Consider the following 26,223-nt stretch of genomic DNA (forward strand, 5'->3'; position numbering starts at 1 on the left):
CAGCTCCTCCACTGATAAGGTCACCCTCGCCTAACTCATCTCAGGAGTCAATCGGTGAAATTCTTTCCCCGCCGTGCCGCGCTGGTAGCGGTCGCAGCCTCGATCGCCTTGGTTGTCCCGGCCTGCTCGAGCAACGACGAGCCGGCTGCAACCACCACCTCGACCGAGTCGGGTGCATTCCCCCGCACCGTCGAACATTTCCGCGGAAGCACCGAAATCCCGGCTGCGCCCCAGCGGATCGTCGCGCTCGACAACAGCTTCACCGACGCCGTCCTCCTCCTCGAATCCCCGCTCGTCGGCTATGTCGACTACCGCGAGCCCGGTCTGCCCGACTACCTCGGATCCTCCCGGGAGGAATTCGCCGCGGACGCCGTCTCGGTCGGCACGGTCAGCAGCGCAAGCCTCGAGAAGATCGCCGCACTGCAGCCGGACCTCATCATCTCCGCCGAGGTCCGCGACGGGAAGAACTACGAACAGCTGTCCGCGATCGCACCCACTGTCTTCACCCAGACGACCGGTCCGACGTGGAAGGACAACATTCGTCTGGTCGGTGAAGCCCTCGGCAAGGAGTCTTCGGCCGAGTCGAAGATCACCGAGTACGAAACCCGAGCGGCCACCGTCGGCAAGGAAATCAACGAGAAGGCCGACAACCCGGTCATCTCGGTGGTCCGATTCGCCGGTGAACCGACCGCACGCCTTTACCGCACCACCTCGTTCAGCGGCATCGTTCTTCAGGACGCAGGACTGAAGCGCCCCGACAACCAGGGGCCCGACCCCGCCGACGCCGGCAACATCATGATGAAGATCAGCCCCGAGCTGATCAACGAGGCCGACGCGGACGTCATCTTCATCAGCACCTGGCAGGACGCCGAGGGCAAGAGCGCCGAAGCTGCGAAGCCGTTCCTCGAGAGCCCGCTGTGGCAGACACTTCGAGGACGCAAGGTAGACGTGGACGATTCACGTTGGATGTCGCCGGTCAGCGTCCAGGGCGCGCACATGATCCTCGACGACCTCTCGGACACGTTCGAGGTGGACAAGCAGAACAGCTGAGTCGAGCAGCTAACCTGAACGGCGCCCGCTCACACAGGAAGCCGTCGACTTGTCTGTTCTCTCACGCACGTCTGTTCTCTCACGCACGACTGTTCTCTCACGCACGACTGCCCGCACGTCCATTCGTCGTGTCTCGATCCTGGGGATCGCGGCCACGATGCTCGTTCTCGGCGGCTGCTCGTCCGACTCGTCGGACGATCCCGCGAGCACCATCGTCCGGACCACCACGTCGATCGCCGGCGCCGGCGTGATGGGCATCGAACGCGACACCGCCACCGCGTGCCCGACGCCGACGCAAGCCGACCCGGGAGCGGGCCCCGGTGTGAATCGTCGAGTCGTACACACTGCGGGTGAAACCGAGGTTCCTTCCGATCCCCAACGGATCGTGGTCCTCGACAGCGTCTCGATGGACGCCGTGTGCGCCCTCGGACTGTGGGAGCGCGTGGTGGGCGCTGCGACCGGCGTCGACTCGCCTCAACCGTCGTACCTCGGTTTCGGCATCTCGGAGATTCCGAGTGTCGGTCCCGTGAGCGCACCTGACGTCAACGCCGTGAAGGCCGCCGCGCCGGACTTGATCCTCGGGTCGAGTCCGGCGTCCGACGGTTTGTACGGGCAGCTCGGCGCCATCGCGCCCACCGTGTTCGCCGGGTCCGATCCCGTGTACTGGAAAGCGCAGTTCGCGCTCGCCGGTCAGGCACTGGGCCGCTCGTCAGCGGCGGCGACGGAGCTCGATCGATACCAGCAGGACGTCGTGCAACTCGGCGACGCATTGAATGCATCACAGACGCAGGCATCAGTGGTTCGGTTCGGTGCGAAGGACCTGCAGATCGAGGGTCCCGCGTCCTTCGCCGGACAGATCCTCAACGACGTCGGCGTCCGGCGCCCACCGGCTCAGCGATTGACCGATGCGACCACAGCACCGATTCCGGCCGACGATCTCAGCGCAGCAGAAGGTGACTTGATCTACGTCCTCTTCGACGGGCCGAACGGTCGTACCTACGGCACCGAGGTCATGAAAAGCGATCAGTGGCAGGACCTCGCCGCCGCCTCCGATCGGCGCGTGTTCGTGGCGGAAGACGAAATCTGGAACGGAAACGGGATGACTGCCGCCCATGCCGTATTGGCGGATTTGAAGGGAACCTTGAACGGATATGCGAGCTGACCGGAACGAAACACGACTCCCACATTCGAGACAGCTCGCCGCAACCGTGATGTTCGGATTCTGATCATGCCGATCCCGGAATTCATTGTCGCCCTGCGCGAGAAGATCGGTCATGCGCCGCTCTGGCTGTCCGGAGTGAGCGTCGTGATTCGCGACGACGACGGCCGAGTCCTGCTCACCCGCCGAGCCGACAACGGTCAATGGGCCGTCGTGTCCGGCGTTCTCGAGCCCGGCGAGGAACCGTCGTCGGCGGCGGTGCGGGAGGCGAAGGAAGAAACCGGAGTCGACGCCGAATTGGTTCGGATCACGAGTGTCGATGTCACAGAGCCCATTACGTACCCCAACGGCGACGTGACTCAGTACCTCGACGTGTGCTTCCTGGCCAAGTGGACGGGCGGAGAAGCGCATGTGGCGGACGACGAAAACCTCGAGGTGGCGTGGTTCTCGCCGAGCGAATTGCCCTCGGACATGACGGAAACCTCGCGGCTACGCCTCGAAAAAGCGTTGCAGGACAAGCCGGAAGCCTGGTTTCAGCGCTAGTCCACTCCCCCATGGACGACCGAAGCCCGATTCCTGCGTGTGCAGGAGTCGGGCTTCGGCGTACTGGTCGCTCTGGAAGTCCCGAGCGGGTCGCTCTAGAAGTCCCAGTCGTCGTCTTCGGTGTTGACGGCCTTGCCGATGACGTAGGAGCTTCCCGAGCCCGAGAAGAAGTCGTGATTCTCGTCCGCATTCGGTGAAAGTGCCGACAGGATAGCCGGATTGACGTCCGTCTCGTCCTTCGGGAAGAGGCCTTCGTAGCCGAGGTTGTTGAGTGCCTTGTTGGCGTTGTAGCGCAGGAACTTCTTGACGTCCTCGGTCAGACCGACGCCGTCGTAGAGGTCCTGCGTGTAGTCGACCTCGTTCTCGTAGAGCTCGAAGAGCAACTCGAACGTGTAGTTCTTGAGCTCTTCGCGCTCGGCCTCGGTGAGCTGTTCGAGGCCCTTCTGGTACTTGTAGCCGATGTAGTACCCGTGCACGGCCTCGTCACGGATGATGAGGCGGATGAGGTCAGCGGTGTTGGTGAGCTTGGCGCGCGAGGACCAGTACATCGGCAGGTAGAAGCCGGAGTAGAAGAGGAAGCTCTCGAGGAGCGTCGAGGCGACCTTGCGCTTGAGCGGCGACTCGCCGTTGTAGTAGTCGAGAACGATCTGCGCCTTGCGCTGCAGGTTGGGGTTCTCCTCCGACCAGCGGAACGCGTCGTCGATGTCCGGCGTGGAGCACAGCGTCGAGAAGATCGAGCTGTAACTCTTGGCGTGCACCGATTCCATGAAGGCGATGTTGGTGTAGACCGCTTCTTCGTGGGGAGTGATTGCGTCGGGGATGAGGCTGACTGCGCCGACGGTCCCCTGAATGGTGTCGAGCAACGTCAGACCCGTGAAGACACGCATCGTGAGCTGCTGCTCCTGCGCGGTCAGCGTTCCCCAGGACGGGATGTCGTTGGAGACCGGCACCTTTTCGGGCAGCCAGAAATTGCTGACGAGGCGATCCCACACCTCGGCGTCCTTCTCGTCCTGGACGCGGTTCCAGTTGATGGCGGAAACGCGACTGACCAGCTTGACCATAATTCCTACCTAGCGAGAGAGATACTGCCGAATGTTGGCTTGCCTGAACACTACCCGTTGTGTCGGGTCCGCGATGCCAACACAACAACATGTGTCGCACGCGCCCCTCCGCAAGGATCAAAAATGTGATATCAATTAAATATCACTTACCGATGGAAAGCGAGTCTCGCATGACCAGCACCCCTACCGTGGCCGAGAAACCGACCGGTGTCGCCACCACCACGATCGCCGAACGCCCAGGCTGGGACCTGTCCGGCGGGTGGATGCTTCTCGGCGGCGTCCTTTTGTTCCTGGCCGGAATCGCACTGTCCGTCGTAGGCGGAGTTCTGGGACTCTTCGCCCTGATTCCGGTCGGAGTGGTGCTGTTCATCGCGTCACTCCCCCTGCTGATGGGCCTGACGTTGGTGCAACCGAATCAAGCCAGAGTCCTTCAGCTCCTGGGTAGCTCGTACAGCGGCACCCTGCGCACGCCGGGACTGCGATGGACGAACCCGCTGACGGTCCGTCGATCGATCTCCACGCGTATCCGAAACCACGAGACCGGTCAGGCGAAAGTGAACGACGCCGACGGCAATCCCATCGAGATCTCGGCGGTGGTCGTCTGGCAAGTCGCCGACACTGCGCTCGCGTCGTTCCAGGTGGACGACTACGAGGAGTTCGTCTCGGTGCAGACCGAGGCGGCCGTCCGCCATATCGCCGGCAGCTATCCGTACGACGCCGAAGGCCGAGTTTCGTTGCGCGAGAACGCCGATATCATCACAAGCACCTTGTCGGAGGAGGTTCACGCCCGCGTGCGGGCGGCAGGTGTCGAAGTGATCGAGACACGGATCAACAGGCTCTCGTACGCACCGGAGATCGCCAGCGCGATGCTTCGGCGCCAGCAAGCGGGTGCTGTGATCGCCGCCCGCAAGCAAATCGTCGAAGGTGCGGTGTCCATGGTCGACATGGCACTCAAGCAGCTCGAGGAAAAGCACGTCGTCGAACTCGACGAGGAACGCAAGGCCACGATGATCAGTAACCTTCTGGTCGTGCTGTGCGGCGACCGCGACGCACAACCGGTGCTGAACACCGGTTCGCTCTACCAGTAAAGGAAAGGCCACATGGCCACGGATCCAGCTCCGAGATCCGAGCGTAAGAAGATCCTGCTTCGGTTGGATCCTGCGGTGCACGACGCGCTCGCCCGGTGGGCGGCCGACGACCTCCGAAGTACCAACGCCCAGATCGAGTTTCTCCTTCGGCGCGCACTCACCGAACACGGTCGTATGCCGAAGAATGCCGGCAAGATGCACGGCCCCGGCCGTCCGCCGGCCTGATACCCCTGTGCGCCTTTTCGGTAGCAGTCACTACCAAAAAGGCGCACGGGGGGCGAAGCCCTTACAACATGCAGGAAACGCAGCCCTCGACCTCGGTACCTTCGAGTGCCATCTGACGCAGACGGATGTAGTAGAGCGTCTTGATGCCCTTACGCCACGCGTAGATCTGCGCCTTGTTGATGTCACGCGTGGTGGCGGTGTCCTTGAAGAACAGCGTCAGGGACAAGCCCTGGTCGACATGTTGCGTTGCGGCAGCATAGGTGTCGACGATCTTCTCGTACCCGATTTCGTAGGCATCCTGGTAGTACTCCAGATTGTCGTTGGTCAGGTAGGGCGCCGGGTAGTAGACGCGACCGATCTTGCCTTCCTTACGGATCTCGATCTTCGACGCCACCGGGTGGATGGAGCTGGTGGAGTAGTTGATGTACGAGATCGAGCCGGTCGGCGGGACGGCCTGAAGGTTCTGGTTGTAGATACCGTGCTTCTGGACCGAAGCCTTCAGCTCACGCCAGTCGTCCTGGGTGGGGATGTGAAGCTGCGCATCGGCGAAGAGTCCGCGGACCTTGTCGGTTGCCGGCTCCCACACCTGGTCGGTGTACTTGTCGAAGAATTCACCCGAGGCGTACTTCGACTCCGGGAAACCCTTGAAGTACGAGCCGCGCTCGATGGCGATCTTGTTCGACGCACGCAAAGCGTGGAAGAGCACGGTGTAGAAGTAGATGTTCGTGAAATCGATGCCTTCTTCGCTGCCGTAGAAGATCCGCTCACGAGCGAGGTATCCGTGCAGGTTCATCTGGCCGAGGCCGATGGCGTGAGAGTCGTTGTTGCCCTGCTCGATCGACGGCACCGAGTAGATGTGCGTCTGGTCGGACACTGCCGTCAAACCGCGGATCGAGACCTCGATGGTCTTGGCGAAGTCGGGCGAATCCATGGTCTTCGCGATGTTCAGCGAACCCAGGTTGCAGGAGATGTCCTTGCCGACCTTCGAGTAGGAAAGATCGTCGTTGAACAGCGACGGCGTCGAAACCTGCAGGATCTCCGAGCACAGGTTCGAGTGCGTGATCTTGCCTTCGATCGGGTTGGCCCGGTTCACCGTGTCCTCGAACATGATGTACGGGTAGCCCGACTCGAACTGCAATTCGGCGACGGTCTGGAAGAACTCACGAGCCTTGATCTTGGACTTGCGAATTCGCTTGTCGTCGACCATCTCGTAGTACTTCTCGGAGACGTTGATGTCGGAGAACGGAACACCGTAGATGCGCTCGACGTCGTACGGCGAGAACAGGTACATGTCCTCGTTCTTCTTCGCCAGTTCGAAAGTGATATCCGGGATCACGACGCCCAGAGAGAGCGTCTTGATACGGATCTTCTCGTCGGCGTTCTCACGCTTGGTGTCGAGGAATCGGTAGATGTCGGGGTGGTGCGCGTGCAGGTACACAGCTCCGGCGCCCTGACGCGCACCCAACTGGTTGGCATAGGAGAACGAGTCCTCGAGAAGCTTCATGATCGGGATGACACCCGAACTCTGGTTCTCGATCTTCTTGATCGGCGCGCCGTGCTCACGAACGTTGGTGAGCAGCAAGGCAACACCGCCACCGCGCTTGGAAAGCTGCAGTGCCGAGTTGATGGAGCGACCGATGGACTCCATGTTGTCTTCGATGCGAAGCAGGAAGCAGGACACGGGCTCGCCGCGCTGCTTCTTACCCGAGTTCAGGAACGTCGGGGTGGCGGGCTGGAAGCGTCCGGCGATGATCTCGTCGACGAGTTCGACGGCCAGGTCTTCGTTGCCTGCGGCCAGCGTGAGCGCAACCATGCAGACACGATCTTCGAAACGCTCGAGGTAGCGCTTACCGTCGAAGGTTTTGAGCGTGTAGGAGGTGTAGTACTTGAACGCACCCAGGAACGTCGGGAAGCGGAACTTCTTGGCATACGCGTGATCGATCAGGAACTTCACGAAAGTACGTGAGTACTGATCGAGAACCTCTGGCTCGTAATAGTTTTCCTCTACGAGGTAGTCCAGCTTCTCGTCGAGGTTGTGGAAGAACACGGTGTTCTGGTTGACGTGCTGCAAGAAGTACTGACGGGCTGCGGCGACATCCATCTCGAACTGGATCTCACCGTTCGCGCCGTACAGGTTGAGCATGGCGTTGAGTGCGTGGTAGTCGAGACCGTTGGTGGAATCACCGCCGCGTGCATCACGCTCTACGCTTCCTGCCGCGATCGTGTCAGTGATGGTTGGCGCCACTGCCCGTGCTCCTTCTCTGTTTCGAGATGATTCCAGAACTCCCCCAAGCCTTCTCGTACTCGGTCTACGTCCTCGGCAGTGCCCATGAGTTCGAACCGGTACAGAAAAGGAACGTGGCATTTCTGGGAAATGATGTTTCCTGCATAGCAAAAGGACTCACCGAAATTGGTGTTTCCCGCCGCGATCACTGCTCTGATCAACGACCTGTTGTGTGGATTGTTCAAAAAACGAATGACCGGCTTCGGCACATAACTGGTGTCGCGCCCTGTCACGGTGGCTCCGCCACCATAGGTGGGCAGAATCAGCACATAGGGCTCGTCTACGCGAAATGAGCCGTCACGGTCATGGATGGGTATACGTGTCGCAGGCAGGCCGAGACGTTGAACGAATCGGTGGGTGTTCTCCGACACGCTGGAAAAATAGACCAGCGAAGTCATCGGTTGTCACCATTTTCTTGTACGGTGCCCGGAACTACTCAGATGTGTCGGCGGAGGTGTCCACCGCCGACACTGCGGCGCTTCAAGCAGCGACGGTCAGGGTCTTGATGCGATCGGGACGGAAGCCCGACCAGTGATCTTCACCGGCAACCACGATGGGCGCCTGGAGGTACCCGAGAGCCATGACGTAGTCGCGGGCTTCGGCATCCTCGGTGATGTCGATGATGTTGTATTCGAGACCGGCCTTGTCGAGGGCGCGGTAGGTGGCATTGCACTGAACGCAAGCGGGCTTGGTGTAGACGGTGATGCTCATGAGAGTCCCTCTTTCGCTTAGCCAACAAAGGCCGATGTAGTGATGTTCAGCACCGATTCGACCGATTGCCGGAGTCTCGCTCGAGGCGTTCCGCGTTGTGGTCTCTCAGTGCTCAAGACACTACACCTAGTGGCCGACAGAAACACATAACGCGAGATGTTGTGAGTCACATCGTTGGAATTCCCAGGTCGCCCCAGTTCAGCGCCCTCATTTCCCGGCGCGTCGGCGTGTCGCCCGTCACATTTTCTTTTTGTGCTCGCCGACCTCTCGGAACCGCGCCACGGACCTACCATGAGCGTCGTGGAAACACCCCCGAAGGACGAAGCACCGCGCCACCAGGCAACCGTGACGAGAACGCAGCAGGTGACACCACTGATGCGCAAAATCACCTTCGGCGGCAACGGCCTGAGCGACTTCGAGACGAGCGGAAGCCCCGACGAACGGGTGCTCGTCAGATTCCCTCTCGATCCCCCTCACGCCCGCAGTTACACGGTCCGGCGCTGGCAACCGTCGACGAACGAACTGGAGATCGACTTCGTTCTCCACGGCCATGGCGGAGCCGCTCTCTGGGCCGAGAATGCGCAAGCAGGCGAGACCGTCCACCTCTCGACTGCCAGCGGATGGTTCGAGCCGCCGACAGAGTGCGACTGGCTCCTACTCGTCGCCGATCACGCCGCACTGCCGGCAGTCGGGCGAATTCTCGAAGAGGCCCCAGGCGGTCTGCCGATCCACGTCATCGCACAGGTGCCCGCGCCGAGCGAACAGCAGACGTTCACCACGCGCGCCGACGTTCACTACCGATGGCTCGACACAGCGGGCTCTCTCCTCACCGAACTGTCCGCCTATCCCCCACCGCCCGGCACCGGCTATATCTGGTGCGCAGTCGAGGCCGCGGCTGCCAGACGCATCCGCACCCATCTGCGTCGAACGATCAACATTCCGGCAGCACACATGCACGTGATGGGCTATTGGCGAGAGGACAAGGAGAACTGGGAGCGTCGGTACGCCGCGGTCGCCGACCGGATAGATGCCGCGATGGGCGAAGCGATGATGGCGGGCAAGGATTTCGAGTCGGTGCGCGACGCCGTCGACGACGCGATGGAACGCGAAGGGCTCTAAATACACAAGGGCTTTAGTCCACATACGGCTGAGGGCCACACCTTTCGGCATGGCCCTCGGCTGTGAAACGGATCAAGCGTTGACGAGCTGCTTGCTGGCGTCGACGAGGTCGGAGACGACCTTGGAGACCTGAGCGAGCACCTCTGCGTTCTCACGCGGGTGCAGCTCGCCGAACAGTGCGCCGGTTCCACCGATGCTCAGTGCGGTGTCCTCGACGACCTTGCCACCGGCGATGCCGACTGCCTTGGTGGTGTCTTCGTGTGCCCACTTGGCGCCGTTGCCGCTGGGCGAAGCGCTGATGACTGCGACAGCCTTGTCCTTGACTGCGCCGACGCCGTACGGACGCGAGATCCAGTCGATGGCGTTCTTCAGCACTGCGGGGATGGTGCCGTTGTACTCGGGGGTGACGAGCAGGAACGCGTCCGCGTTGCTCGCAGCGGAGCGCAGCGCGTCGACAGCGCGGATGGAAGCACCCTCGACGTCGATGTCTTCGTTGTAGAAGGGAACGTCGGCGAGGCCTTCGAAGACCGTCAGCGCAGCACCCTCGGGCGCGGCGGACACAGCAGTCTCGGCAAGCTGGCGATTGACGGATCCGGCGCGCAGGCTGCCGACGAGAACGAGAACATTGGTCTGTGACATAACGAGTTTCCTTCGAGAGTGGTGCGGTTGGTGGCTCCGGTTGAAAGTTATATCAACTAAACGGACCGCGGTCCACTTACATTCCCCAGCCCTGTAACCTGATCCCGTGAGCGCAATCCCCCTTCCCCAGATCGGCGCCGCGCCGGTCGAGCGCGGTGACGCAGCACGTAACCGCGCACTTCTGCTCGACGCCGCAGCCCTCCTCGTCGCCGAGCGAGGTGTCGACGCGGTGACGATGGATGCCGTCGCATGCCGAGCCGGTGTGGGCAAGGGCACAGTTTTTCGGCGCTTCGGCAATCGATCAGGACTGATGCAGGCTCTGCTCGATCACACGGAGCGAGAGTTGCAGCAGGCATTCATGTTCGGCCCCCCACCGTTGGGCCCGGGTGCGCCGCCGATCGAGCGCCTCATCGCGTTCGGCCGCGCCCGGATCGCCATGGTGGAAGTACAGGGCGAAGTTCTCCGCGCCGCGGAGAATGCCCCCGAATACCGCTTCGGCGGTCCGGCCCGAGCACTCGGCATCGCTCACGTCATCGGACTTCTTCGAGGAGCCGGCGTCGAGGGCGACCTGGATCTGCTCGCTTCGGCGCTGCTGGCACCACTCGAAGCGTCGCTTGTCCTTCATCAGGTACGCGATCTCGGGATGACCACCGAGCGCCTGGCGGCCGGCTGGGAAGACCTTGCCCGACGCGTTACTCGATGTTGACTCCCCAGATCCGTCCCACCACTTAATGTGAGCCCATGCGCATCGCTGCAGCCGTCATCGGCCTCCTGACCATCGCCGCGGTAAGCGGTTGCTCCGCTTCGTCCGACTCCCCCGAGGACAAGTCGGACCCCTCCGGGCGCGTCTTCATCTCGACCTCGGTCGACGGAACACCGATTCCCGGCGGCGGCCCACTGACTCTCGACTTCAGCCAAGCCGGTCGAGTGTCCGCGAGCGCCGGATGCAACACCGCGAACGGCTCGGTCGAGTTCACCGACGGCAAGCTGACCACAGGCACGATGGCGTCGACCATGATGGGCTGCCCTCCCGGTATCGCCGAATCGGACGCCTGGACAACAACATTGCTGACCGCCGCGCCGACATGGAGCCTCGACGGCGACACCCTCACCCTTACCTCCGGCGATGCCACCGTCACCCTGCAGGACAAGAAAGTCGTCACGCCGGATCGAGCGCTCCAGGGCACGACGTGGACCGTCACGTCTCTCATCAGCCCCGACGCGATCAGTACGAGTCTGGCGCTGGAGACGTCAGCTCCCCAGCTCACGATCGCCACAGATGGTTCGGTCAGCGGGACCACCGGATGCAATCGCATGACCGGGAGCGCCCAGGTATCCGACACCACAGTCACGTTCGCGCCGATGGGTACCACTCGCATGGCTTGCCCCGAGGAGAACATGGACATCGAGCGTCAGGTCCTGGCCGTGCTCGACGGTGAAGTGAGCTACACCATCGACGCCGACACGCTGACCCTGCGCAAGCCCGACAACACCGGATTGATACTGACTGCGCAGGCCTGATCAGACGCTGCAGGCTCGATCAGACGTTGTCGAGCAGCCAGCGTCCCAACTCACGGGCGCTGGCATCGATCATCGCCGGCCAGTCCAAGGCCGAGTCGTCTGCGTGATCGCTGACGTGTTTGACGAGGCGACAGGTGGTACCCGCGGACTTCGCGGCAAACGCGATGGCAAAGCCCTCCATGTCGACCAGATCGGCGCGCTGAGCGAGGGCATCGCGGGTCACCGCGTCGGCGATGAATGCGTCGCCGGTGGCCAATACAGAGTCGTCCCCACCGTCGAGCACCAGACGATCCACGACGTCGTGTCCCAACGCTCGAATCGCGGTGCTGCTGATGTCGTGATTGACGACGACGCCGGGAACATAAAGACCACCGTGGTGCGCATGCAGCGCACCGGCTGTCCCGATGTTGACGACCAGCGGGAGGTTCTCGCGCTCGTACCGCGCGAGAGCGGAGGCGACTGCTGTTGCAGCACTGACCTTTCCGATCCCTGTGATCAGCAATTCGTATCCTTGCGGCACATAGGCCGCTTCCGACTTCGTCGCACTGACCACCAGAACGTTGTTCGCACTCATGTGCGCGACCGTACCGCCCAGGTTGCGGTGGCACTGCACGCGCCTGCTCACATCGCTAGAGTCCATTCATGGCCACACTGCGTGAAAGCATCATCGAAGAACTCGGCACAAAGCCGACAATCGACGCCGCAGCGGAGGTTCGCGCGCGAGTCCAGTTCCTGAAGGACTACCTGCGCTCGACCCCCGCCACAGGGTTCGTTCTGGGAATCAGCGGCGGCCAGGACAGCACGCTCGCCGGGGCTCTCGCCCAACGCGCCGTCACCGAGCTTCGCGAAGAAGGCCACGACGCCGAGTTCGTCGCGGTCCGACTCCCCTATGGCGCACAAGCCGACGAATCCGATGCGCAGATCGCACTCGGCTTCATCAAGCCGGATCGCTCGCTCACGGTCAACGTCAAGCCGGGCGCCGACGCCACAGCCCGTGAGGCGTCCGAGGCGTTGGGGAACGGCGAACTGCGCGACTTCGTCCGCGGCAACATCAAAGCGCGCGAACGCATGGTCATTCAGTATGCGATTGCCGGGCAGCTCGGCTACCTGGTGATCGGTACCGACCATGCTGCGGAAGCGATCACCGGGTTCTTCACGAAATTCGGCGACGGAGGTGTCGACATCACCCCGCTCACCGGTCTGAGCAAACGTCAGGGCGCTGCGCTCCTGCAGGAATTGGGCGCACCGGAGAGCACGTGGCGCAAGGTTCCGACCGCCGACCTCGAGGACGACCGGCCCGCACTGCCCGACGAAGTTGCCCTGGGTGTCACCTACTCACAGATAGACGACTACCTCGAAGGAAAGGACGTTTCCTCCGAGGTAGCCGAAAAGCTCGAGAAGATGTTCACCAACACTCGTCACAAGCGGACGGTGCCGGTCACCCCCCTGGATAACTGGTGGCAGTAGCTCTTACCAGCGACTAGCTACCGAACAGGCTGCCGAAGATGTTGCCCAGCGAACCCGTTCCCGAGGCCGGATCCTTCTTCGCAAAGTTGGTGGTGCATCCGTTGAACTGCACCGCATCGACCAGAGTCGACGTGGCTGCGGATCCGGTGCCCACGCTGACTCCGTAGTGATCGACAACCGCCTTCGGGTTCGCCGCGACGATGTCCGCCAAAGGCACTGACACGCGGTCCTTGGCACCGTCGATGTTCTGAGTGCTCCACCACACGCCCTTCTGGATATCCGCGTGAACGCCGCCGTCAGCCGTCGGCGTCGCGTCGGGTCCCGGGACCCACACCAGGGTGGTGAATCCGTTCTCGAACTTTCCGCCGGTCGTTCCGGTGAGGCGGAGCTGGAACGCCGCAGTCGGCGTGGCGGCGCGCTCGGCAAAGCCGATCGCCTTGCCGACTGCGTCGGACAGCTTGATACCGCCGGCCGAATGGTAGGAAACCGAACGATCGCCGGTACCGTCGACGGCCAGCTTCAGTGAGCCGTCCTTGTCCAGGACATTTTCGGCCGAGTACGACGCGGTCTGGTCCTTCTCGTCGGCGAACGGGATGCCCCATCCGTTCGGCGTCGTTTCGGTGGACAGGGTCGAGCACGAGGCTTCCGGAGCAGAAGAGCCGAGCGAACCGGTGGCCGGAAGTGCAGTAGCAATTGCCGGAGCAGTGAGTGCAGCTGCTCCGAGGAGTGCTACGACGACTCCGACACGGCGCGTGGAATTAATCGACATTGAAATACCTTTCGCATATCCCGACTGGAATTGCGCCAAAATTAACACATGCCGACAATTACCAACAGCGGAGGAATTTCTTTTGTCATCCGAACAGATGACAATTTGCATCGGCAAACAAAAGTGCAATCACTCCCCTAAAAGTAGGAGAATTGAAACAAAACGACCAATTCTGGACAATTGACCAAGAACAGAGAAGATGGGGATAAACGCTACGTGAAGTGCAGAAATATCACTCGGCCCATTTGAACCGGGCCGCTGAAATCCGACAATAAATCTGCCGCCGACAAATAGCTACGCCGACAATCCTCGGACTATCCTCCCGCGAAAGGCGGAAGAATATCGACAGCACTACCGGAGGGCCGAGTGACGTCGCGAGTCAACTCGTCACCCACGAGGAACGCCGAGACCGACAGCACTCGCTCCATCTCCGGCCCGTATTGCCCGACCAGCACCGCCACCAACTCTGCAAGTGTGTTGTCGGGCGAGATAGCGACTACCTCGCTGCGACACCCGGACACATCCGCTGCAGCAGCAAAGTATCGAACCGAGATCGAATGCGAATCAGCCACCAATCGCTCCCATACTTCTTTCCGGCGGAACGAAGTCCGCGGCGTCGATGCCGTGCCCTGCCCACTTGTTCCACATCGCACCGCGCCACAAATCCGCAAGTTCGTCATCACTTGCTCCCGACCTGAGCGCCGCACGCAAATCGACTTCGCGGTCACTGAACAAACATGACCGAATTGTCCCTTCGGCGGTCATTCGGGTCCGGTCGCAACCACTGCAGAAAGAACGGGTCACGGAAGCGATGATTCCTACCGTCATCGAGGTCCCATTGACACGCCATTCTTCAGCTGGAGCCGACGGGTCTTCGCGGCCTATTGCTTCCAATTCGAAACGACCACTCAATACGGACAACAATTCAGCGGCGGTCACCATATTCTCGCGGGCCCATGCGTGATCTGCATCCAGAGGCATTTGCTCGATGAAACGCAATTCGACGCCGGCATCGAGACACCACTGCAAAAGGTCCGCCGCTCCGTGGAGCGTTTCACGCATGAGAACCGCATTTATCTTCAGTGGCGCGAGTCCGGCCGCCGCAGCTGCTCGAATTCCCGCGAGAACCGATGGCAGCCTGTCTCTACGGGTCAATTCTGCGAAGTGGGCGCGGTCAACCGAATCCAGAGAAACATTGACGCGGGTCAGACCCGCTGCGGCCAACTTCGCAGCCCGATGTTCGAGCCCAACCGCGTTGGTAGTCATGGCAAGTGGAATACCCGGCACGCGAGTAGCGCACCCGGCGATGATCTTTTCGAGGTCGCTGCGCATCAGTGGTTCCCCGCCGGTGAACCTCACTTCACGGATACCGGCTCGTTCGACGCCGATTCCGACCATTCGAATGATCTCGTCAGCACTCAGAAGATCTTCCGCGGCGATGGCCGGTAGGCCTTCCTCCGGCATGCAATACGTACAACGAAGCGAACACTTCTCGGTGATCGACACTCGCAGATCTCGGGCAACACGCCCGAACTTGTCGACCAGGAGATCGGTCTCGGGACGGCCGGTGAGGGCGGCGGCGTCAAACCGCACGGTGGGAATTCCCATCGAGACCACTGTCATCACTTCACCAACTTCCGTATTGCTCCAGTATGACCGAAAGCCGTACTCCGTGTGTCGGACGGACCACACCGCCTAGGATCAAAACATGTCGAGGTTGTCGAGGTTACTGTCATGAGCGCGCGTTCGGTCGAGGAACACGCGTCGCACATCTCCGAATTGCTCTCGGGCCTGCACACCCTCTCTCCGTCGGAGGTTCCGACGGCAGAAGCGTTGGGGCGCATAACTTGCTCTGATATCGCATCTCCGGTGGACCTCCCGCTCTTTCGTAACTCTCAGATGGACGGATATGCGGTCGACGCCGCATCCGTGGCCTCGGTTCCCACCACGCTGACGGTTCGAGGTGTGATCGCCGCCGGAAGCGGAAAACCACCGAAACACCTTCCAGGATCGGCATTTCGCATCATGACCGGTGCGCCGCTCCCCGAAGGTGCCGACGCCGTCGTTCCCGTCGAGGACACCACGGGCGTCACCGAACACGTGGTCACTATCGAACGGGGCAGGTCTGTAGGCGAATTCGTTCGCGAACGCGGTAGTGACATCACTGCCGGAATGCTACTGGTCACAGCGAGAACGCACTTGGAACCTCGCCATATCGCTGCACTGAGTGCCGTCGGGTTGGCCTCACTCGACACGTACACGAGACCACGGGTCGCCGTCATCACGACGGGCGCCGAACTCAAGAGTGCCGGAACAACTCTCGAACCCGGCGAGATCTACGATTCCAACGGTGCAGCTTTGGCAACATTGGCCGAAGCCAACGGTGCCGATGTCGTCTCCGTCGCTCGAAGCAGTGACGATCCGGCTGAATTCCGCGAATTGCTCTCGTACGCAACCTCGGTCGCCGATCTGGTTTTCACTTCCGGCGGAGTATCGATGGGTGACTTCGAAGTGGTGAAGGAGACCCTCACACCCTTGGGGGCGCAATTCGGCCACGTCGCAATGCAACCGGGGGGCCCGCAAGGCACTGCCGTGGTGAACGAAGTGCCGGTACTGAGCTTCCCTGGCAACCCGGTGAGCACGATGGTCTCCTTCGAAGTCTTCGCACGGGGCGAACTGCGCCGGGCCGCGGGCCTGCCCGAGATCCCGCGCGAGCGACTCCCGTTGACTGCACCGCTGCGTTCGGTGGACGGCAAACGGCAGTTCCTGCGGGCACGCAGAACTGCGGACGGTATCGAACTCGTTGCCGGACCCGGATCGCACCTCGTTGCAGCCATGGCGTGGGCCGACGTCCTGATCGACATCCCCGCCGCCGTGACCGAACTCGGCGCAGGCGATCTCGTCGACGTCGTCCCGCTCTCGACTTCCTCGATTTGATTCACTCGATCTGATTCAAAGGACACTCATGACCGAATTGACACACGTCGACAGCGAAGGCCGCGCACGCATGGTCGACGTCAGCGCCAAAGCCGAGACGACGCGGATCGCCGTCGCTGCCGGTGAACTTGTCACGACCGCCGAGGTAGTCCGCCTCGTCCGCGCCGACGGCATGCCCAAGGCCGATGTCCTCACCACCGCACGCATCGCCGGAATCGCCGGCGCAAAGAAGACGTCCGAACTGATTCCGTTGTGTCATCAGCTCGCACTTTCGTCGGTCAAGGTGGAGTTCGGATTCACCGAAACCTCGATCACCGTCGAAGCGACGGCAAAGACTCGCGGACAGACCGGCGTCGAGATGGAAGCACTCACCGCCGTCGCGGTGGCCGGCCTGACCTTGCACGACATGGTCAAAGCAGTCGATCCCGGCGCCACCATGAACGGTGTGCGTCTGCTCACCAAAGACGGTGGTAAACGCGGGCATTGGACCCGCGAGGCTCAGGGCGCCCCGGCTACTCCGGAGCACGTCTTCACCTCGACGAGGTCCGCGACCGTGCTAGTCGCTTCAACTGGCGGCGCCAACGGAACCAGACCCGACACCACCGGACCGAAGATCGCGGACTGGCTCCGCGAGCGGGACTTCGAGGTGCGTGGACCGCTCGTGTACGCCGACGCAGACATCGCGGCGGGCATAGCGGACGCGAAGCAGGGCTCCCCGTCGCTTGTCATCAGTACCGGCGGCACCGGCGCTTCCCCCACGGATGCAACCCCGGAAGCTACCCGCTCGGTCTTGACCCGTGAGTTGCCCGGGGTCGCAGAAGCGATCCGAACCAAAGGACTCGAGAAGACCCCGCACGCATCACTGAGCCGTGGTGTGGCAGGTCTCACAGGTACGACGGTCATCGTCAATCTTCCGGGTTCTCCCGGCGGAGTGAAGGACGGTCTCGCCGTCCTCGAACCCATCATCGATCACCTGCTCGCGCAGGTCGCAGGCGGAGGAGCACACGATGAGTGAGCTACTGGCTCGGATCTCCGAGCAACCGATCCATGCAGACACCGTCGACGCGGCCGTGGCCGGTCCGAAGAACGGTGCTGTTGTGGTGTTCACGGGAACGGTGCGCAATCACGATGGAGGCCAAGCGGTTTCGGCGTTGGAGTACCAAGCGCATCCGGATGCCGAACGCTTCCTCCAGACATGCTGCCAAGAAGTTGCAGCCTCGACCGGCCTACCGGTTGCCGCGATTCATCGCGTCGGGCATCTCGAGATCGGAGACCTCGCACTGGTCGCCGCCGTCGCCGCGCCACACCGCGCGGAGGCGTTTGCCGCGTGCGCCGAACTGGTCGAGCGCATCAAGCACGAGGTACCGATCTGGAAGCGGCAACACTTCGCGAACGGCGTCTCCGAATGGGTCGGGTTGTAGGTCGAACGCTCTGGGAAGGTAGAGTTGCGATCACTAGGTGCCTGAAATCGGGCATCCAGCGTCGTAGAACGCAAAATTTCTTGCTGAGTGCTCAATGCACCCGCTCTTCTTACGGCGAAGAAGCCTGCCGACCGGCAGCGCCGCCACCACTGTGCTTGATTGTTCGACCGGTTAATTCCCGTGTCGGCATCCGGGCACGAACACGTGCCCGAAAGGCTCTGAACACACTTGTCTGACATCTCTACGCCCGCTACCACCTTCGCAGCCCTCGGTGTGCGCGCACCGCTGGTGAAAGCTCTCGAAGACGGCGGAATCACTTCTCCGTTCCCGATCCAGATCGACACCCTCCCCGACACTCTCTCGGGTCGCGACGTACTGGGCCGCGGAAAGACCGGAAGCGGAAAGACCCTCGCGTTCTCCATCCCCATGGTCTCTCGCCTCGCCGGCGAACTGTCCGGCGGCAAGCGTCGCCCGGGTCGACCGCTCGGCTTGGTGCTCGCACCCACGCGTGAGCTCGCCACCCAGATCACCGCAACCCTCGAACCGTTGGCCGCCGCATACGACTTGCGCGTGACCACGATCTTCGGCGGCGTCTCGCAGCACCGCCAGGTTCAGGCTCTGAAGGCCGGAGTCGACATCGTCGTCGCCTGCCCCGGTCGCCTCGAAGACCTCATGAAGCAGAAGTTCGTGAGCCTCGACGCCGTCGAGATCACCGTGCTCGACGAGGCCGACCACATGGCCGACCTCGGCTTCCTGCCCGTCGTCACCCGCATCCTCTCGTCCACGCCGCAGGACGGGCAGCGCCTGCTGTTCTCGGCGACGCTCGACAACGGCGTCGACAAGCTCGTCAAGCGTTTCCTCAAGAACGAGGTCATGCATTCGGTCGACGAGGCCAACTCCCCCGTCGCCGCGATGACGCACCACGTGTTCGACGTCGACGGCGTCGAAGCCAAGAAGGCTCTGGTCGAGAAGCTCGCTTCCGGTACCGGTCGTCGCATCCTGTTCATGCGCACCAAGCACCAGGCTCGCAAGTTGGCTCGCCAGCTCACCGAGTCGGGCATCCCGTCCGTCGACCTGCACGGCAACCTCTCCCAGGCCGCTCGCGACCGTAACCTGGCAGCTTTCTCCGCCGGTGAAGCGCGCGTCCTCGTCGCCACCGACGTCGCAGCGCGCGGCGTCCACGTCGACGACGTCGAGTTGGTCGTCCACGTCGATCCGCCGGCCGAGCACAAGGCTTACCTGCACCGCAGTGGTCGCACGGCTCGCGCAGGCAGCGCCGGCGACGTGGTCACCGTGGTTCTGCCCGAGCAGCGTAAGGATCTTGCGATCCTCATGCGCAAGGCAGCCATCAAGGTGACCCCGGTCCGTTCGACGGCCAACTCCGAGCACGTCGTCAAGTTGGTCGGCGACATCGCACCGCACGTCACTCCGGCTCCGAAGGCTCCGGCCCAGCCGAACGGTGGACGCGGACAGCGCCCCGCCGGCCAGGGTGGACGCGGCGGCGCAGCACGTTCGGGTCAGGCTCGCTCCGGACAGGGCGGTCAGTCACGCGGTGCACGCACCGGCGGCGCTGCCCGTCAGGAACATGCCGGCGGCGGCGCTCGCCGTCCCCGCACCGTCGGCGGCGCTCGCACTGCGGGCTCCACCGGTGGCCGTCCCGCGCGCTAGGCCGCACAGGCACAATTCAATAGGTTTCGTAGTGGACAGCGTCGGCCAATGGCCGGCGCTGTCGCCATCCGAAGCGCTCGAGATCCGGAACCTGTTGGAATTCAGTCACCTTCCCGACGCACAGCCACGCAATGGGGCGAACGGGTGACGGAATGCCCATGAGTTCGGTGAGGTACTTCTCGTCGTAGAACGAAACCCAGCCGATGCCGATCTCCTCGGCTACCGCGGCGAGCCACAAATTCTGAATCGCGAGCACTGCCGAGAACAGGCCGGTGTCGTCGACGGTGTGGCGGCCGAGGATGTTCGGGCCACCGCGTGACGGGTCGTACGTGACGACGATCCCGGTACCGCTCTCGGCAATTCCCTCGATCTTGATGGGGTCGAACGTCGAGCGGCGATCCTCGGGCAAAGACTGCGCGAAATTCATCCGGGCATCGGCGACGTGCGCCGCGAAGGTGTTGAGCGTCTCCGGATTACGAACGACGACAAAATCCCACGGCTGCGTGTTTCCCACGCTCGGCGCGCGGTGGGCGGCGTCGAGAATTCGCATCAGGGTTTCGTCCGGGATGACCTCTCCCGAGAACTCGGCGCGAACGTCTCGCCGTCGCCGAATCGCTTCGTACACGGATACATCTGATTCACTCACGCTCCGACGGTATAGCGGTGCAATCCCAGCATGGCGTCGGGGTGCGGTTCGGCCGTTTCTTCGCGCACGCAGGCGCGGAGCGCGCTGCCGACCGCTCCCGAATCCATCCCGGTACCGATCACGACCAGTTGCGTGGTTCGAGCTTCGCCCGACTTCCATCGCAGCGGGGTGACCCGGACATGATCACCCACCGACTGGATCTCGAATTTTCCTGTGTAGCCCGGAATCTCGAAGTTCACGAATCCCTTGATGCGGTAAACACCCGACGGTTGATTCTCGAGAAAGTGCGTCAGAGCCCTGGCATCGAGTGGTGTCTCCGATATGAAATCAACCGACTCGTAGCGATGGTGCAGGTGATCGTGGCCACAGGAGCCGTCCTCGTGATCGTGCCCGTGATCGTGGTCGAGTCCGTCGCGCAGGAGCTCGTCGAGGCTCAGTTGATCACCCGGAGCGGGAGGGGTCACCTCACCGGAATCGAACAACAGAGCGGGGTCTATCCGCGAGTGCGACGTTTCCACTATCGGTGCTCGCGGATTCAACTCACGAATTCCGGCCGTGAATTGATCGCGATCGGCGGCGGGAACGCTGTCGATCTTGTTGACTACCACCAGGTCTGCCAGGCGGACATGTTGATCGAGTTCGGGATGTTCGCTGCGAACGGTGGAGAAATTGGCTCCGTCGACCAAGACCACCAGGCCGCCGTAGACGACGGACGGGTTCTCACTTCCGAGGACGAGACGAATCATGTTCCGCGGCTCGGCAAGCCCGCTGGCCTCGACGACGATCACGTCGATCCCGGATTGCCGGTGCGCCAGCTTGTTCAGCATCTCGTCCATGTCGGAGACGTCGACAGCACAGCACAAACAGCCGTTGCTGAGCGTGACCATCGAATCGACCTGACCGGCGACCATCATCGAGTCGATGTTGACGGAGCCGAAGTCGTTGACGATCACGCCGATGCGCACACCGTCGTTGTTGCGCAGAAGATGGTTGAGCAGTGTCGTCTTGCCCGAACCGAGAAAGCCTGCGACGACTATTACGGGAATCTGCTTCTTCGCCACCACACAACCTTCCGAAACCACACGTACCGATCAGTGATCGTAGTGGAGTGTGGCTTCGGAAGGTTCACGCTGACAGCAGACTCACACCGTGCAGAGTGGGCGGATGTCCGAAGTGCCTTCGGTGGTCGGTGACGTCAAGATCGTGCACGCGTTGTATCCACGGGATTCGGCGACCCGACGGATCTCACTCCAGCCTGCCGCGTCGACGACCGGCGACCGTGAGAGCACGAACCCGGAAAGCCTGAGCGGATCGCCCACCAGGGCCCACGAATAGTCGTCGGCGATATACGTGACGATGTAATTGGGCGGACCGTCCAAGCTTTCCTGTGAGGGCACCCCGGGGAAGCTCACATGCAACTGGGCACCCGTTGCTGGATCGGTAACTCGGGCATTCCCGACGATCTCGTTGGCTTGGCCGGTCCACGTCGTACACGTGTTCTTCACGCTCACGTTCGACGAATCGACTATCCCGTAACTCGCCCGGGTGTCCTTCGCGCACGCGAGGTTGAAGGGCTGAGGAATCGCCGCCACCTGGTTCCATTCCCCTACGTAGCGCGCGGCGTCCAGGTTCGCCACGGGCTGCAAGGGTTCCCAGAGTGGGCTCGCCTGCGCGGTTCCCGAAAACATCGCCGCTGCGGCGCACACTCCCGCAATCGCAATCGCACTTCGCCCCGACCACTTCATATCACTGCTCCTCGTCTGTACAACGCTCGATCGGCATTGGTTCCTCAAAGCATTCGGAGCTGACGGACTGGAGGATGGGAACGTATGTAAAACTACTTTTGGTTTGTTATGGACCTACTTCACATACCTTATGTAGTCTTTGCTAAAAGATAGCTGAAAGTCGGACGGAGCTACTGTGATGAAGGTTATCGACTTAGGTCTAGAGCGCACGCGCTACGCAGTCATCGACGAGACGATCGAATCGAGGTGGCGCCGAGTTACCTCGATGCAGCACGACACCGTTGCCGTCGTGACTCCGCGCGACCGGATCACTTTCGCCGAACTCGAACTCCGGACCGACGCAATGGTCCGCGAACTTCGCCTGCGCGGGTCACACGGGGCTTGCCCGGTTGCGGTCGATCTCGAACCAACCGCCGAGTCGGTACCCGCCATCCTCGCCACTCTGATTTCCGGTCGGCCGTTGGTCATGATCGACCCACAACTCCCCGAGGCCCGGCGAGCGCACATCATGAGCACCTCGGGTGCCGTCGCGCTGCAGTCGATACTCGACGAATCAGCCGCAACCGGCTTCCGTTTCGACAACGCACTTGAACCCTCCAGTTCCGACCCTGCCATGATCGCGTTCACGTCCGGGACCAGCGGAGCCCCCAAGGGAGTCGTGCTGAGCCACTCCATGTGCCTGAACAAAGCCGACGAACTTGCCGCAGCAATCGACCTGCGACCCGACGATCACATCGGGAACCTGTTGCCCGTCAGTTTCGGAGCCGGAATCACAGCCCTGATCATGGGACTGATGAACGGAGTCACGGTCTTCTGCTGGGATCCACGCACAGACGGAGTCTCGGGAATCGATGACTGGCTGATCGAGAACTCGATCACGACCGCGCACTGCGCACCGTCATTCCTGCGAGCGTGGTCGGATCTCGAATCCGATGAAGCACCCGATAATTCGCTCGGATCGCTGAGGGTCGTCGTGACGTACGGGGAACCGGTTCACGGCGAGGACTACGCGCGCCATCGCAGTCACGGCTTTGCACGCGTCACCTACGTCAACTGGCTGGCCACCACTGAGACCGGCGTCGTCGCATACAACGCGTTCCCGCCGCATTCCGAACTGCCCGACGGAGTGGTGCCGGCCGGACGTGCTCGCGATGGCAAGGACGTACAGATCGTCGATGTGAACGGCGTGCCTCTCCCCGACGGGGAGATCGGCGAGATTCAGGTTGTCTCCAGCGATCTTGCCGACGGATACCACGGCGACCCGGATCGAACTGCAGCACGATTCACACGTCTCGGCGAGGGGGTGAGTATCTACCGGACCGGTGACCGGGGCCGCATCGACGAACACGGCGAACTACAACTGCGTGGACGGGTCGACGACGCCGTCAAGATTCGGGGCTACCTGGTAGAACCGATGGAAGTCGAGTCGCATATTCGTCGAATTCCCGGCGTCGCCGATGTTTTCGTCGCTGCCGTACTCGAGAACGATCGACCGGAGATTGTCGCTTACGTGGTCCTGACCAAATCCGTGATGACACGGTCGGGGGCCGAGATGCGGCGGGAATTGGCGAAATACCTGCCCGCCTGGATGCTTCCGCGACATTTTGTTCTCATGGCCGAGCTGCCCCGTAACGAAAGGGGGAAGGTCGAGAGAACAACATTGCCATCCGTCGCGGTGAGGGACACTCCCCCAACTCTCGCCGGACCTGCCGAACTGTGGCTGTCCTCGATCTGGGAGTCGATTCTCGGCATCGATTCCATCGACCGTGAGGACGACTTCTTCGAGCTCGGCGGCGACTCCCTTGCTTCGACCGAGGTGGTGGCCAAAATTCACGACATGTTCAGGGTCCGGATCACGGCGGCAGAGTTCGCGACCGCGAGCACCGTCAAAGACCTTGCAGCGCTGATCGATCGGTGCACAATCGATCCCGACGATCGCGTCTCTCACGACATGATGGTTCCACTGAAGCTCGAAGGGTCAGGGCGACCGCTGTTCATCATGAACGGTGCAGGGTGCCCCTCGACAACACTGTCCACCTTGTCGAACGCGCTCAACACCGATCGCCCGGTCTACGCACTTCAGCCACACGGCTTCGAATCTCGCGGACTGCCCGATCGGTCGGTAGAGGCAAGCGCTCGCCGTTTCATATTCGAAATCAAGAAGATTCAGCCCACGGGCCCCTACCTCCTCGCCGGCTACTCGTACGGCGGCTACGTGGCGCTGGAAATGGCGTCACAGCTGTCCGAGACCGGTGACACTGTCGAGCACGTCACCGTTCTCGACACCAGAATCCCCACCGACACTGCCGCACGACTAGCCGACCGTGCGGGCATCAGTTTGGATCCATCGATCGTCGACCTCGCACCACAACCATCCACCAATACCCGCTGGAAGCCGACCAGACGCACCGTAGCCGCGATGTGGATCCGCACGCTGTTCGCCGGCATTCTGCAGTACCCACCGGCCACCCAGTGGACAGTGTTCCTCTACATCGGAGGCCAGGCGCTCCGGAAGCATCGGATGCGGGAGTGCTCTGCGCCCGTCACCGTGATCCGTGGAGCCACCAACAACCGTGGACGCGAGATCTGGTCACTCATTGCCACGGGCTCACTCGATTTCGACGACGTCGACGCGTGTCACGAAGACGTCGTCCGCCAACCGTACGTCCGCAAGACTGCGGCGATCATCGATCGAGTCTGTGATCGAGCGTGACCAGCGCCGCTCATGTCCAGCTGTAGAAGAAAGAGCGGCGCGGAGAGAGTGCCCAGTCGGTCGTCGACGAACACACTCTTTCCTTGACGAACGCACCCGCCCTGCCTGCGACGAACATGCCCGTTGCGTCGTCGACACCATTGGTCCGCTGGAACACACCTCGCCGCCTCCCCAGACTGATGCACCGGCCTGCGAACTTCGGAGCCACCGGGCGCGGCGCGGAACCTTCGAGTCGATGCAGGATCGTCTCGGCCGCATGGACTCCCAAGGGAATCGCGGCCTGACAACTCATCCTCAGTGACAGATCACCGACCGCAACCGCATCGCCCGCACCGACGATGTTGGGGTGGGACGGGCATTCGAGTCGGTCGTCGAGTTTCAGGCGACCGAGATCGTCCACGGGAAGGCCACTTCGGCGCGCCAGCTCCGGGACGCCGAATTCTGTCGCGAGAATCGTGCAATCTGCCTCCACCCGCACGCCTCCCGCTAGCTCGCAAAACGCATCATCGATCCGAGTCACCCGGGATTCGGTGACAATATCGACCCCAAGATCGGTCAATGTTCTGAGAATTGCCGATCGCGCACGCTCTGACAGGTCCGGGGCCACGATTCCACCCGTCACCAAAGTGATTCGGCTGCTTCGATGCTCAGCCAGTTCTGCGGCAGTCTCGATCCCGGTGAGACCGCCGCCGACAACACAGACTGCAGCCTTCTCATCGAGAGCCGCCAGCCTGGATTTTAGGCGTACCGCGTCCTCGAATTCGGAAACGATGAACCTGTGCTCCGCCGCCCCAGTGGTGGGTGACTGCCCACTTCCGACTGCGTAGACCAGATAGTCGTAGTCGAGCACACTGCCGTCGTCGAGGGTGAGCCTGCCGAGCCTCGCCTCGATCGTCGTCACCTCTCCGAAGACTCGGTGTGCCGCACGCGGTAGCGCCCTGTCGAACGAGACCGTCGTATCGTAGCCAGCCGCGATCATCTGATGGAGCCTGATTCTTTGCACGAAGTGTGGGCGCGGATTCACGACGGTGACCGTGACGTCCGAACGAGTTCTCAGCAGCCGCTTCGCTGCCATGGCGCCCGCATATCCTGCACCGATTATCACCACGTGTGCGCGCATGACTCCCCATTCCGAAAACGACAAATGCTCTGCACCGATTGGTGCAGAGCATTTGTCTTGGGTGGAGCTAAGGGGACTCGAACCCCTGACCCCCACACTGCCAGTGTGGTGCGCTACCAGCTGCGCCATAGCCCCGTATTCAATTAACTCTAACAGTCGAACTCGCAGCGGCTTTTCTGCTTTCCGCTTGCTTGAAGAAAGTTACACCACTTCGATCCTGGGCAACAAATCGCCTGCTCAGAGGGAGGCGGGGGGGCCCCCACCGGGCCGGCGCGGGGACGCACGGTAAGCTGGTAATCCCAAAAACAGCGGGGGGGGGACGAAAAAATACACAGAA

27 protein-coding genes and 1 tRNA gene are annotated in these 26,223 nt (G+C 62.0%); 14 read left to right on the forward strand and 14 right to left on the reverse strand.

Annotated features, from left to right (window positions below; genetic code table 11):
- Positions 1-54 precede the first annotated feature (54 nt).
- From ACFQ6H_RS28060 to ACFQ6H_RS28070, 3 genes are all read left to right on the forward strand, one after another.
- The gene (locus tag ACFQ6H_RS28060; protein WP_378650116.1) at positions 55-1,050 is read left to right on the forward strand and encodes an ABC transporter substrate-binding protein; all 996 of its coding nucleotides are present in this window, start codon (positions 55-57) and stop codon (positions 1,048-1,050) included.
- Positions 1,051-1,207: 157 nt separating this feature from the next.
- Entirely contained in the window at positions 1,208-2,212 is a 1,005-nt protein-coding gene (locus ACFQ6H_RS28065; RefSeq protein ID WP_378650147.1) for an iron-siderophore ABC transporter substrate-binding protein, read from the forward strand.
- A gap of 66 nt (positions 2,213-2,278) precedes the next feature.
- Positions 2,279-2,752 (forward strand): NUDIX domain-containing protein, encoded by a 474-nt coding sequence (locus ACFQ6H_RS28070; RefSeq protein WP_378650118.1) that lies wholly within the window; start codon positions 2,279-2,281, stop codon positions 2,750-2,752.
- A gap of 95 nt (positions 2,753-2,847) precedes the next feature.
- Here the strand turns inward: ACFQ6H_RS28070 and nrdF are convergent, their stop codons facing one another.
- Positions 2,848-3,813, reverse strand: coding sequence for a class 1b ribonucleoside-diphosphate reductase subunit beta (nrdF, locus tag ACFQ6H_RS28075; RefSeq protein WP_003944744.1), 966 nt, complete (start codon positions 3,811-3,813; stop codon positions 2,848-2,850).
- A 170-nt stretch (positions 3,814-3,983) separates the two neighbouring features.
- Between nrdF and ACFQ6H_RS28080 the strand changes: the two genes are divergently transcribed.
- Together ACFQ6H_RS28080 and ACFQ6H_RS28085 are read left to right on the forward strand one after the other, a co-directional pair.
- The gene (locus tag ACFQ6H_RS28080) at positions 3,984-4,901 is read left to right on the forward strand and encodes an SPFH domain-containing protein (protein WP_378650120.1); all 918 of its coding nucleotides are present in this window, start codon (positions 3,984-3,986) and stop codon (positions 4,899-4,901) included.
- A gap of 12 nt (positions 4,902-4,913) precedes the next feature.
- Positions 4,914-5,126 carry a hypothetical protein gene (locus ACFQ6H_RS28085; RefSeq protein ID WP_003944723.1) on the forward strand — a complete coding sequence of 71 codons (213 nt, stop codon included), beginning with the start codon at positions 4,914-4,916 and terminating at the stop codon, positions 5,124-5,126.
- Positions 5,127-5,187: 61 nt separating this feature from the next.
- On the opposite strand, the gene nrdE is transcribed toward ACFQ6H_RS28085, so the two are convergent.
- From nrdE to nrdH, 3 genes are all read right to left on the reverse strand, one after another.
- A complete protein-coding gene (nrdE, locus tag ACFQ6H_RS28090) occupies positions 5,188-7,371 on the reverse strand; it encodes a class 1b ribonucleoside-diphosphate reductase subunit alpha (RefSeq protein WP_378449137.1) in 2,184 nt (727 codons plus the stop codon).
- Complete coding sequence (gene nrdI / locus ACFQ6H_RS28095) at positions 7,329-7,808, reverse strand: class Ib ribonucleoside-diphosphate reductase assembly flavoprotein NrdI (RefSeq protein ID WP_230812772.1); 480 nt, start codon at positions 7,806-7,808, stop codon at positions 7,329-7,331. The genes nrdE and nrdI overlap by 43 nt, the downstream gene beginning before the upstream one ends.
- Positions 7,809-7,890: 82 nt before the next feature.
- Positions 7,891-8,121: a glutaredoxin-like protein NrdH gene (gene nrdH / locus ACFQ6H_RS28100; RefSeq protein WP_019747886.1), complete on the reverse strand. Its 231-nt coding sequence runs from the start codon at positions 8,119-8,121 to the stop codon at positions 7,891-7,893.
- 291 nt (positions 8,122-8,412) lie between these two features.
- On the opposite strand from nrdH, the gene ACFQ6H_RS28105 reads away from it, so the two are divergent.
- Positions 8,413-9,240, forward strand: coding sequence for a siderophore-interacting protein (locus tag ACFQ6H_RS28105; protein WP_378650122.1), 828 nt, complete (start codon positions 8,413-8,415; stop codon positions 9,238-9,240).
- Between the two features lie 72 nt (positions 9,241-9,312).
- Here the strand turns inward: ACFQ6H_RS28105 and ACFQ6H_RS28110 are convergent, their stop codons facing one another.
- Positions 9,313-9,879: an NAD(P)H-dependent oxidoreductase gene (locus ACFQ6H_RS28110; RefSeq protein ID WP_378650125.1), complete on the reverse strand. Its 567-nt coding sequence runs from the start codon at positions 9,877-9,879 to the stop codon at positions 9,313-9,315.
- Positions 9,880-9,985: 106 nt separating this feature from the next.
- Here ACFQ6H_RS28110 and ACFQ6H_RS28115 point away from each other — a divergent pair, with 106 nt between their 5' ends.
- The gene (locus ACFQ6H_RS28115; RefSeq protein WP_378449139.1) at positions 9,986-10,585 is read left to right on the forward strand and encodes a TetR/AcrR family transcriptional regulator; all 600 of its coding nucleotides are present in this window, start codon (positions 9,986-9,988) and stop codon (positions 10,583-10,585) included.
- Positions 10,586-10,620: 35 nt separating this feature from the next.
- Positions 10,621-11,400 carry an META domain-containing protein gene (locus tag ACFQ6H_RS28120; RefSeq protein WP_378650127.1) on the forward strand — a complete coding sequence of 260 codons (780 nt, stop codon included), beginning with the start codon at positions 10,621-10,623 and terminating at the stop codon, positions 11,398-11,400.
- Positions 11,401-11,419: 19 nt separating this feature from the next.
- On the opposite strand, the gene ACFQ6H_RS28125 is transcribed toward ACFQ6H_RS28120, so the two are convergent.
- Entirely contained in the window at positions 11,420-11,974 is a 555-nt protein-coding gene (locus tag ACFQ6H_RS28125) for a nucleosidase (protein ID WP_378650129.1), read from the reverse strand.
- A gap of 68 nt (positions 11,975-12,042) precedes the next feature.
- Between ACFQ6H_RS28125 and nadE the strand changes: the two genes are divergently transcribed.
- On the forward strand, positions 12,043-12,867 hold the full coding sequence (nadE, locus tag ACFQ6H_RS28130; protein ID WP_378650131.1) for an ammonia-dependent NAD(+) synthetase: 825 nt from the start codon (positions 12,043-12,045) through the stop codon (positions 12,865-12,867).
- 13 nt (positions 12,868-12,880) lie between these two features.
- On the opposite strand, the gene ACFQ6H_RS28135 is transcribed toward nadE, so the two are convergent.
- The 3 genes from ACFQ6H_RS28135 to moaA form a co-directional block, all read right to left on the reverse strand.
- The gene (locus tag ACFQ6H_RS28135; protein ID WP_378650133.1) at positions 12,881-13,636 is read right to left on the reverse strand and encodes a hypothetical protein; all 756 of its coding nucleotides are present in this window, start codon (positions 13,634-13,636) and stop codon (positions 12,881-12,883) included.
- 314 nt (positions 13,637-13,950) lie between these two features.
- A complete protein-coding gene (locus tag ACFQ6H_RS28140; RefSeq protein WP_317555389.1) occupies positions 13,951-14,208 on the reverse strand; it encodes a MoaD/ThiS family protein in 258 nt (85 codons plus the stop codon).
- Entirely contained in the window at positions 14,201-15,259 is a 1,059-nt protein-coding gene (gene moaA / locus ACFQ6H_RS28145; protein ID WP_378650135.1) for a GTP 3',8-cyclase MoaA, read from the reverse strand. The genes ACFQ6H_RS28140 and moaA overlap by 8 nt, the downstream gene beginning before the upstream one ends.
- Positions 15,260-15,370: 111 nt before the next feature.
- Between moaA and glp the strand changes: the two genes are divergently transcribed.
- From glp to ACFQ6H_RS28165, 4 genes are all read left to right on the forward strand, one after another.
- Positions 15,371-16,573: a gephyrin-like molybdotransferase Glp gene (gene glp / locus ACFQ6H_RS28150; RefSeq protein ID WP_378650137.1), complete on the forward strand. Its 1,203-nt coding sequence runs from the start codon at positions 15,371-15,373 to the stop codon at positions 16,571-16,573.
- Between the two features lie 28 nt (positions 16,574-16,601).
- Entirely contained in the window at positions 16,602-17,588 is a 987-nt protein-coding gene (moaCB, locus tag ACFQ6H_RS28155; RefSeq protein ID WP_378533906.1) for a bifunctional molybdenum cofactor biosynthesis protein MoaC/MoaB, read from the forward strand.
- Positions 17,581-17,994 carry a molybdenum cofactor biosynthesis protein MoaE gene (locus tag ACFQ6H_RS28160; protein ID WP_007731311.1) on the forward strand — a complete coding sequence of 138 codons (414 nt, stop codon included), beginning with the start codon at positions 17,581-17,583 and terminating at the stop codon, positions 17,992-17,994. Before moaCB ends, ACFQ6H_RS28160 begins: the two co-directional genes overlap by 8 nt.
- Before the next feature lie 228 nt (positions 17,995-18,222).
- Positions 18,223-19,662 carry a DEAD/DEAH box helicase gene (locus tag ACFQ6H_RS28165; RefSeq protein ID WP_378650139.1) on the forward strand — a complete coding sequence of 480 codons (1,440 nt, stop codon included), beginning with the start codon at positions 18,223-18,225 and terminating at the stop codon, positions 19,660-19,662.
- A gap of 16 nt (positions 19,663-19,678) precedes the next feature.
- Here the strand turns inward: ACFQ6H_RS28165 and bluB are convergent, their stop codons facing one another.
- The 3 genes from bluB to ACFQ6H_RS28180 all read right to left on the reverse strand — a co-directional run bounded on the left by bluB (position 19,679) and on the right by ACFQ6H_RS28180 (position 22,053).
- Positions 19,679-20,308 carry a 5,6-dimethylbenzimidazole synthase gene (gene bluB / locus ACFQ6H_RS28170; protein ID WP_378533909.1) on the reverse strand — a complete coding sequence of 210 codons (630 nt, stop codon included), beginning with the start codon at positions 20,306-20,308 and terminating at the stop codon, positions 19,679-19,681.
- Positions 20,305-21,369: a CobW family GTP-binding protein gene (locus ACFQ6H_RS28175; protein WP_378650141.1), complete on the reverse strand. Its 1,065-nt coding sequence runs from the start codon at positions 21,367-21,369 to the stop codon at positions 20,305-20,307. Before ACFQ6H_RS28175 ends, bluB begins: the two co-directional genes overlap by 4 nt.
- An 81-nt stretch (positions 21,370-21,450) precedes the next feature.
- Entirely contained in the window at positions 21,451-22,053 is a 603-nt protein-coding gene (locus ACFQ6H_RS28180; protein ID WP_378635860.1) for a lipocalin family protein, read from the reverse strand.
- A gap of 178 nt (positions 22,054-22,231) precedes the next feature.
- Between ACFQ6H_RS28180 and ACFQ6H_RS28185 the strand changes: the two genes are divergently transcribed.
- The gene (locus tag ACFQ6H_RS28185) at positions 22,232-24,766 is read left to right on the forward strand and encodes an alpha/beta fold hydrolase (RefSeq protein ID WP_378650143.1); all 2,535 of its coding nucleotides are present in this window, start codon (positions 22,232-22,234) and stop codon (positions 24,764-24,766) included.
- A 10-nt stretch (positions 24,767-24,776) separates the two neighbouring features.
- On the opposite strand, the gene ACFQ6H_RS28190 is transcribed toward ACFQ6H_RS28185, so the two are convergent.
- Positions 24,777-25,886, reverse strand: a complete 1,110-nt coding sequence (locus ACFQ6H_RS28190; protein WP_378650145.1) for an NAD(P)/FAD-dependent oxidoreductase — start codon at positions 25,884-25,886, stop codon at positions 24,777-24,779.
- Positions 25,887-25,948: 62 nt separating this feature from the next.
- Positions 25,949-26,021: transfer RNA gene (locus ACFQ6H_RS28195), tRNA-Ala, on the reverse strand.
- Between the last annotated feature and the right edge of the window lie 202 nt (positions 26,022-26,223).

This window comes from Rhodococcus sp. NPDC056506 (genome assembly GCF_042794945.1).
Classification (GTDB): domain Bacteria; phylum Actinomycetota; class Actinomycetes; order Mycobacteriales; family Mycobacteriaceae; genus Rhodococcus_F.

Coding starts and splice junctions, on each gene's coding strand:
- ACFQ6H_RS28065 (WP_378650147.1), top strand. CDS start 1,208: ATGCTCGTTCTCGGCGGCTGCTCGTCCGACTCGTCGGACGATCCCGCG.
- glp (WP_378650137.1), top strand. CDS start 15,371: ATGAGCGCGCGTTCGGTCGAGGAACACGCGTCGCACATCTCCGAATTG.
- moaCB (WP_378533906.1), top strand. CDS start 16,602: ATGACCGAATTGACACACGTCGACAGCGAAGGCCGCGCACGCATGGTC.
- nrdF (WP_003944744.1), bottom strand. CDS start 3,813: ATGGTCAAGCTGGTCAGTCGCGTTTCCGCCATCAACTGGAACCGCGTC.
- ACFQ6H_RS28080 (WP_378650120.1), top strand. CDS start 3,984: ATGACCAGCACCCCTACCGTGGCCGAGAAACCGACCGGTGTCGCCACC.
- ACFQ6H_RS28120 (WP_378650127.1), top strand. CDS start 10,621: ATGCGCATCGCTGCAGCCGTCATCGGCCTCCTGACCATCGCCGCGGTA.
- nadE (WP_378650131.1), top strand. CDS start 12,043: ATGGCCACACTGCGTGAAAGCATCATCGAAGAACTCGGCACAAAGCCG.
- ACFQ6H_RS28160 (WP_007731311.1), top strand. CDS start 17,581: ATGAGTGAGCTACTGGCTCGGATCTCCGAGCAACCGATCCATGCAGAC.
- ACFQ6H_RS28070 (WP_378650118.1), top strand. CDS start 2,279: ATGCCGATCCCGGAATTCATTGTCGCCCTGCGCGAGAAGATCGGTCAT.
- nrdI (WP_230812772.1), bottom strand. CDS start 7,808: ATGACTTCGCTGGTCTATTTTTCCAGCGTGTCGGAGAACACCCACCGA.
- nrdH (WP_019747886.1), bottom strand. CDS start 8,121: ATGAGCATCACCGTCTACACCAAGCCCGCTTGCGTTCAGTGCAATGCC.
- ACFQ6H_RS28085 (WP_003944723.1), top strand. CDS start 4,914: ATGGCCACGGATCCAGCTCCGAGATCCGAGCGTAAGAAGATCCTGCTT.
- moaA (WP_378650135.1), bottom strand. CDS start 15,259: ATGACAGTGGTCTCGATGGGAATTCCCACCGTGCGGTTTGACGCCGCC.
- ACFQ6H_RS28180 (WP_378635860.1), bottom strand. CDS start 22,053: ATGAAGTGGTCGGGGCGAAGTGCGATTGCGATTGCGGGAGTGTGCGCC.
- ACFQ6H_RS28125 (WP_378650129.1), bottom strand. CDS start 11,974: ATGAGTGCGAACAACGTTCTGGTGGTCAGTGCGACGAAGTCGGAAGCG.
- ACFQ6H_RS28110 (WP_378650125.1), bottom strand. CDS start 9,879: ATGTCACAGACCAATGTTCTCGTTCTCGTCGGCAGCCTGCGCGCCGGA.
- ACFQ6H_RS28135 (WP_378650133.1), bottom strand. CDS start 13,636: ATGTCGATTAATTCCACGCGCCGTGTCGGAGTCGTCGTAGCACTCCTC.
- ACFQ6H_RS28105 (WP_378650122.1), top strand. CDS start 8,413: ATGAGCGTCGTGGAAACACCCCCGAAGGACGAAGCACCGCGCCACCAG.
- ACFQ6H_RS28185 (WP_378650143.1), top strand. CDS start 22,232: ATGAAGGTTATCGACTTAGGTCTAGAGCGCACGCGCTACGCAGTCATC.
- ACFQ6H_RS28190 (WP_378650145.1), bottom strand. CDS start 25,886: ATGCGCGCACACGTGGTGATAATCGGTGCAGGATATGCGGGCGCCATG.